This window comes from Klebsiella sp. CN_Kp106, from assembly GCF_040064575.1.
GTDB lineage: Bacteria > Pseudomonadota > Gammaproteobacteria > Enterobacterales > Enterobacteriaceae > Klebsiella > Klebsiella michiganensis.
In genome coordinates this window covers 110,192-116,991 of record NZ_JBEAIG010000004.1, presented here as the reverse complement: position 1 = coordinate 116,991, position 6,800 = coordinate 110,192, and the positions used below count along the sequence as shown (strand labels likewise).

General features: G+C 52.8%; 5 protein-coding genes. 2 read left to right on the top strand and 3 right to left on the bottom strand.

All coding sequences use genetic code 11. From position 1 onward, the window contains the following. Positions 1-264: 264 nt before the first annotated feature. Both ABLU96_RS04280 and ABLU96_RS04275 read left to right on the top strand, forming a co-directional pair. Positions 265-720, top strand: a complete 456-nt coding sequence (locus ABLU96_RS04280; RefSeq protein WP_046878655.1) for a DUF4385 domain-containing protein — start codon at positions 265-267, stop codon at positions 718-720. A gap of 273 nt (positions 721-993) precedes the next feature. Beyond that, positions 994-2,292 carry an MFS transporter gene (locus tag ABLU96_RS04275; protein WP_004853296.1) on the top strand — a complete coding sequence of 433 codons (1,299 nt, stop codon included), beginning with the start codon at positions 994-996 and terminating at the stop codon, positions 2,290-2,292. Positions 2,293-2,294: 2 nt separating this feature from the next. On the opposite strand, the gene ABLU96_RS04270 is transcribed toward ABLU96_RS04275, so the two are convergent. From ABLU96_RS04270 to pat, 3 genes are all read right to left on the bottom strand, one after another. Continuing rightward, on the bottom strand, positions 2,295-2,621 hold the full coding sequence (locus ABLU96_RS04270; protein WP_014839230.1) for a YfiM family lipoprotein: 327 nt from the start codon (positions 2,619-2,621) through the stop codon (positions 2,295-2,297). 39 nt (positions 2,622-2,660) lie between these two features. Beyond that, a complete protein-coding gene (pssA, locus tag ABLU96_RS04265) occupies positions 2,661-4,016 on the bottom strand; it encodes a CDP-diacylglycerol--serine O-phosphatidyltransferase (RefSeq protein WP_014230410.1) in 1,356 nt (451 codons plus the stop codon). A 93-nt stretch (positions 4,017-4,109) separates the two neighbouring features. After that, on the bottom strand, positions 4,110-6,788 hold the full coding sequence (gene pat, locus ABLU96_RS04260) for a protein lysine acetyltransferase (protein WP_064404349.1): 2,679 nt from the start codon (positions 6,786-6,788) through the stop codon (positions 4,110-4,112). Positions 6,789-6,800: the final 12 nt, after the last annotated feature.

Sequence of the window (6,800 nt, the reverse complement as noted above, 5' to 3'; positions counted from 1 at the left end):
GCATCAAACAAGTGAAGAGCCCATCCTGACGGATGGGCTTTTTGCGTTTTTGTCGACTGAACCGACCGGACATCGGTTTACCCATAAAACCCATCTCCGCGGTCATTTCTGCCTTTTACTCCCTGCTTTCATCCACATCTTCATAATAATAACCTGCCGGTTTTATGCGGGCTCTCTGTATAAAGATACAGAAGATTCCATTAGCCACACTTCAGTCTTATGTACCAGGCTTATAATGTCTATCAGCCAGCCCGTGAGAAAATAATGGCCATTAAGCCTTTTAATTACCAGCAAGACTTTTCCAGCATCGATTTTCGCCAGCATCCGGAGCTTTATCAGGTAGGAAGAGGTGAACAGGGCGTGTTGTTGGTTGAACCCTATAAAAGCGAAATTCTTCCCTACTGGCGCTATAAAGATGAAGCATCGGCGATTGAATCTGCCAGGAAAATTTATCAGCTCTTCGAGTTCTATCGACAGCAGAATGATTTTGTCGGTATGGATATGGCGCGCAAATTTATTCAGATGGGCTACACCCGGGCAAGGCGTTATGCCAATTACAAAGGCGGTAAAAAATACGCGAAGGAGGGGCACCTGAATTCGCGAGGTAATGATCCTGTTAAGGCGGCAGCTGCGGCAGTTTTCAAACAATGGTGGGATAAGCTTCGTCAGGATGAAGACTATCTCCAGCGAAAAAAGAAACATCAGGCTCATTGGGGATAATTTTCAGCATCGATCTTCCCGCCCCACATAAATTTGTGTCGCAATATCGCCTGTATAAAAACCTGTTCTGGCCCGCTATTCACCATATTTCACTTTGCTAATCCTGAAGAATCTCCTTTTAATCGCGAAAACCTGCAGTACGAAAAAAAATGTGAATGGCATCACAAACTAAAAAATAACAATTATATAACATTTAATTTACTAATCGATTTGTCTGATTGAGCGGGGTCACCCGACGCGGCAGATTGCAGTCTTTGCTGGAGCAGAATTACAATGACAGAAAGCAGTATTAGCGAACGCGGATCCCAGGATCAGGGTGATACCCGGCGCCGTATATGGGCAATTGTGGGGGCGTCATCAGGGAATTTGGTGGAATGGTTTGATTTCTACGTCTATTCATTTTGCTCACTCTACTTTGCGCACATCTTCTTTCCTTCTGGCAACACCACTACGCAATTGTTACAAACTGCAGGGGTATTTGCGGCGGGTTTTCTGATGCGTCCGATCGGGGGATGGATATTCGGGCGCATTGCCGATCGTCGTGGACGTAAAACCTCTATGCTTATCTCCGTATGCATGATGTGTTTTGGTTCACTGGTGATTGCCTGCCTGCCGGGTTATGCAACGATAGGGACCTGGGCCCCGGCTCTGCTGCTACTTGCACGCCTGTTCCAGGGCCTGTCCGTTGGCGGAGAATACGGTACCAGCGCGACCTATATGAGCGAAGTCGCGGTGGAAGGAAAGAAAGGTTTCTATGCCTCATTTCAGTATGTCACGCTGATTGGTGGGCAACTTCTGGCCGTGCTGGTTGTGGTTGCCTTACAGCAGATCCTCAGTGATGAAGAGCTTCATGCCTGGGGATGGCGTATCCCGTTTGCTCTTGGCGCAGTCCTGGCTATCGTTGCCCTGTGGCTGAGACGACAGCTGGACGAAACGTCTAAACAGGAAACGCGCGCGTTAAAAGAAGCGGGATCGTTTAAAGGATTATGGCGTAACCGTAAGGCATTTATCATGGTGCTCGGATTCACTGCCGCAGGGTCGTTAAGCTTTTATACCTTTACAACCTATATGCAGAAATATCTGGTCAACACCGCAGGCATGAGCGCGGGCACCGCCAGCATGATTATGACCGCTGCCTTATTTGTTTATATGCTTGTTCAGCCGCTTTTCGGCGCGCTTTCGGATAAGATTGGCCGCCGGACCTCAATGCTCTGTTTTGGCGTACTCGTCACCGTCTTCACTGTCCCGATTCTCAATGCATTACAGAACGTGAGTTCACCGTATGCGGCATTTGCTTTAGTGATATGCGCCCTGTTGATAGTAAGCTTCTATACCTCAATCAGCGGCATTCTGAAGGCCGAAATGTTTCCGGCTCAGGTTCGTGCCCTGGGGGTTGGACTCTCTTATGCGGTGGCCAATGCGCTATTTGGCGGCTCGGCAGAGTATGTCGCGCTGTCGCTAAAATCAGCGGGAATTGAGCACGCCTTTTACTGGTACGTGACCGTCATGGGCGCGATTGCCTTCCTGGTCTCCCTGACGCTGCATCGTAAAGGCAAGGGGCTACGTTTGTAGCATTACTGATGTGCCAGCTGCCATACCGCATAGCCGGTAGTGGCACCTGCCACATCCCAGGCAAAATCTTTCCAGCTCCAGCCGCTCCCTGACGGGCGGCTGTCCCATAGCTCCTTCGATGCCCCTAAGCTCACGGAAAACATAAAGCCTATAGCGGCACTCCGGTCGCGGCTATAGCCCTGATGCTGGGCATATTCGTTGCCTGCGGCGGAAAGCATGGCTGAGGCGAGGAAGTGTTGGGCTTTATCCTGGCCGCTCCATGAATCATTAGCCATATGGCTGCAGCCAGTCAGTAATAATAGTGGGGCAATAAGCATGATGACGCGCATACTAATTCCAGAAAAAGCCCCGCTGGGCGGGGCGTGAATTCAGAGAATACGGCTGATAAGGCGGTCGATTCGGATACGTCGCAGACGCCTGATCAGTTTGCGTACCTTTATCGGGTAATCGGCAATACTTTGCAAATCGCGATAGTGCTGAACGATCGTAGTATGTTTGCGGATGAGATTGAGCTCTTTTTCACGCATTGCGCCGAGCTGGTGTTTTGGATCGTGGATAAGTATCGCGTTTTCCAAATCCAGCCGCCATGCGCGCGGGTTCAGGTTATTGCCGGTCAGCAGCATCCATTCGTCATCAACCCACATGCCTTTCAGGTGGTAGCTGTTATCGTCGTCCTTCCATAAACGGACAATCAGCTGATCGGTATTGACATAATACTGCAGTCGGCTCAGGAAGCGTCGCAGATTGATTTCGTAAAGATAGGGCAGCGCGCCGATAATTTTAAACGGCTGATCTTCCGGAATATAGAAATCATTAGCGGTTTTATCACCAACGATAATTTCGACTTTCTTCCCGCTACGCAGCAGCTGGATGATATTACGTACCAGCAGAGCGGGCAGGTTGAAATAGGGGGTGCAGATAGTCAGCTTATGCTCAGCGCAGGGCATCAGATGAAAAATGGTTTTATTCAGCAGACTCGTCTTCCCGAGGCCCACTAACGGAGTGACCGACAGCTGGTCATCGTCAGCATTGCCGATAAAATGATAGCTGCTATCGCGGAGCTCCTGGCGATACTGGCGGATGTCATTTTTGATTTCCGGACTTTTTGGCCGATCGGCCCTGTCAAGGCGGTTAACGCCACGCCCTTGCACCAGGTTATTCTCAACCCAGTCGAACATCACATCAGCCATTTTACCGTTGCGAATGCACTGGTAGCGGTCGTAGCGATACTTATCGTGTTGATGCAGGTAAACATCATTCAGACTGGCGCCGCTGTAGAGAACGCTGTCATCAATGATAAAACCTTTGAAGTGGAGGACGCCGAGCGCTTCCCGGGTATTGACCGGAACGCCATAAACCGGGATATCGACACCGGGATTTTCCTGCGCCATGCGGCAGTACCAGTCGGCATTGGTGTTTGACGCCGCGACGCCAATACGCCCGCGCTGGGCGCGATGCCAGTCGACCAACACCTGAACATCTAATTCGGGACGCTGACGCTTAGCGTCATAGAGCGCCTGCAAAATTCCTTTGCCGCCATCATCCTGTTCCAGATAAAGCGCAATGATACAAATACGCTGGGTGGCTTGAGCTATCCTGGCCAGTAACGCTTGCCGAAAATCTGCCGGAGCGTAAAAGAACTCGATATCATCAACTGACTGAGAAAGCTTAGGGAGTTGGGCAAGGTGTTGTTGATGTTTATTGCGTTTAAATTTTGACAACATCACAGTGCGTTTCTTCTCTGTTTATTGAAGGGTCTTCTGTACCATGCAGACGACGTAAGCGGGCAATAATACCATTACTACCCGTTAAAGTGGTCAACAATTGCGGCCAGCCGTTTGTAATTGCTCAGGTACAAGCTGTAGAGACAAACTGACAATTCCATCTTCAAGCTGAATATCAACCGAGAATCCTAGCTTTCTGGCGAGTCCGATCATGCCTTTATTATTCGGCATGGTAATGCCATTCAAACGCTGCAGGCCGTGGTTTTGCGTGTAGGCAATCAGCTTTTCCAGGAGCTTGCGGCCTAACCCCATACCCTTCAGGTCGGAGCGCACCAGTACAGCAAACTCGGCATCGATATTATCCGGATCGGAGATCGCTCGCGTTACGCCGAGGATCTCGTTCCCCTCGGCGGTGGTGCGCACAGCAACAAAGGCCATTTCTCGATCGTAGTCGATCTGCGTCATATTGGCTAAATCATCATGAGTAAATTCGTTGATTTCGCTGAAGTAACGATAATACAGATCTTCTTTCGTGACCTGAGCGATAAAGGCCATAAGCTGCGGCTCATCTTCCGGGAGTATGGGACGGAAAAGACAGCGTTCGCCATTCTTCATCACCACCCACTCCTCCTGCTGCTGAGGATAAGGGCGTATGGCCAGGCGACTTTCACTATCGCCGGTAAACGGTGCGAGAGTTAACGTGACATCAAGCGCGGTAAACTCGTGGCCGGAAGCCAGAAGAGGGTGAATATCCAGGCGCTGTATTTCCGGACAGTCGACGATCAAATTCGATACCTGTACCAGAAGCTGGCTCAGGCCAGGAATATCGAGAGGGCGCAGCGCGCTGCGGCCGCGCACTTTTTTACTTTTGATGGCCTGGATAACCAGATAGCGCGCAAGGTTCATATTCAGCGGCGGGAGCGCGACGGCGGCCTGATCCTCAGCCCGCCATTCGACGCCGCCTTCCCCCAGCATGATCAGCGGCCCAAAAACCGGATCGTGCTCAACGACAACCCGCAGCTCCTGCGCCCCGGCGCGATTAGCCATGCTTTGCACCAGCAGCCCGTGAATACGCGCCTGAGGCCAGGTCATTTTGACGCGATCGATAATCGCGTCCGCGGCCTGCTGTACCTCGGTAGCCGTGCGCAGATAAAGCATAACCCCCTGAACTTCCGACTTGTGCGGAATATCAGGCGAGCGCAGCTTCAGAGCGACGGGGTAGCCAATCTGCTCGGCAATATGTACAGCCTCGGCACTATCGGCGGCAATCCACGTCGGCAGGGTATGAATACCGTAAGCGTGCAGAACGGGGCTCACTTCATGGGTATCCAGCGACGTTGCGCCTTCATTCATTGCCCGTTGCAGCAGGTTGTGCGCTTCGGCAGCGTTAGTGGTTAACGAATCTGACAGGACCGGGGTTTCCCTGAGCTGTTTCTGGTTACGCCGGTACTCCACCATGTGCATAAAAGCGGTAATGGTTCCTTCAGGCGTTCGATAGGTCGGCAGCCCCGCATCGCTAAACAGGCGCCGGGCTTCTTGTGAAGAGAACTCACCGCACCAGTTGGTAAGAACCGTAACGTATTTGCCGCGCGGGTGGCGCTTCAGAGCGTCAATCAGCGCCAGCGCGCTCTCTGTTCCCGGTGCGGCAGCGCTGGGAGAGTGGATCACCAGCAGCGCATCGTAGTCATGGCTATCCAGCAGTGCGTTCAACGCTTTGAGGTAATGCTCGCTGCTGGCGTCATCTCGGAGATCCAGCGGGTTGGCAATATCGATGGTTTCAGGTAATGCCTGACGGAGAGCGCTGCTGGTCTCTTCGCTGAGCGCGGCGAGCTTGCCGTTACGCAGCCAGAGCTCATCCAGCGCCAGCGCAGCCGGAGCGGCGCCGTTGCTGATTATCATCAGTTTCTCGCCGCGCAGCGGGCGCATGTGGCTGAGGGTTTCGACCGCTGAGAACAGCTCGTGCGTGTCCTGTACGCGCAATAAACCTGCGCGCTGAATAGCGGCGTCCCAGGCCGGATCCATGCCAGAGTTGACGTGCAGAAGCTTCTGCGCAGCCGGACTGCGTCCGCTTTTAATCACCAGAATCGGCTTATTACGCGATGCGCTACGGGCCGCTGAGACAAAACGACGGGCATCGCTGAGGTGTTCGAGATAAAGCAAAATGGCGCTGGTTTTACTATCGCGAGCGAGGAAATCAAGCAGGTCATCAACGTCGATGTCCAGACTATCCCCCAGCGCAATAAAGTAAGAAAAACCCATCTCGCGCTGCTGGGCCCAGTCGAGGATGGTATTGGAGACCGCCGCCGATTGCGAAATAAACGCCAGTTTGCCGCGATGAATAGGCACCGGCGAAAAGCTGGCGTTGAGGCCCTGCCACGGCGCAAGCAGGCCAAGGCTGTTAGGGCCGAGCAGACGCATCTGGTAGCGGGCGGCGCATTCAAGCAGCGCGGGATACTGTTCGGGGATGGAGGAGAGAATGATGCAGGTTTTGCACCCTTTTTGCCCCAGCGCTTCCAGCAGCTCAAGATTTCGGCGGGCGTTAGTACAAAGCACGGCGAGATCGGGCGTGAAGGGCAGACTGTCGACGTCAGGCCAGGCCAGTACGCCCTGAACCGCTTTCCACGCTGGCGTTACGGGGAGAACGGGGCCGCTAAATCCGCCCGCCAGTAGGTTGCGCATCATCAGATAACCGGCGCGCTGTGGTTTCATTGATGCGCCAATAACGGCGATCGACTTTGGCCGCAGCAATGCTTCCAGGCCTCGTTGGCTCATACCGGTCTCCTT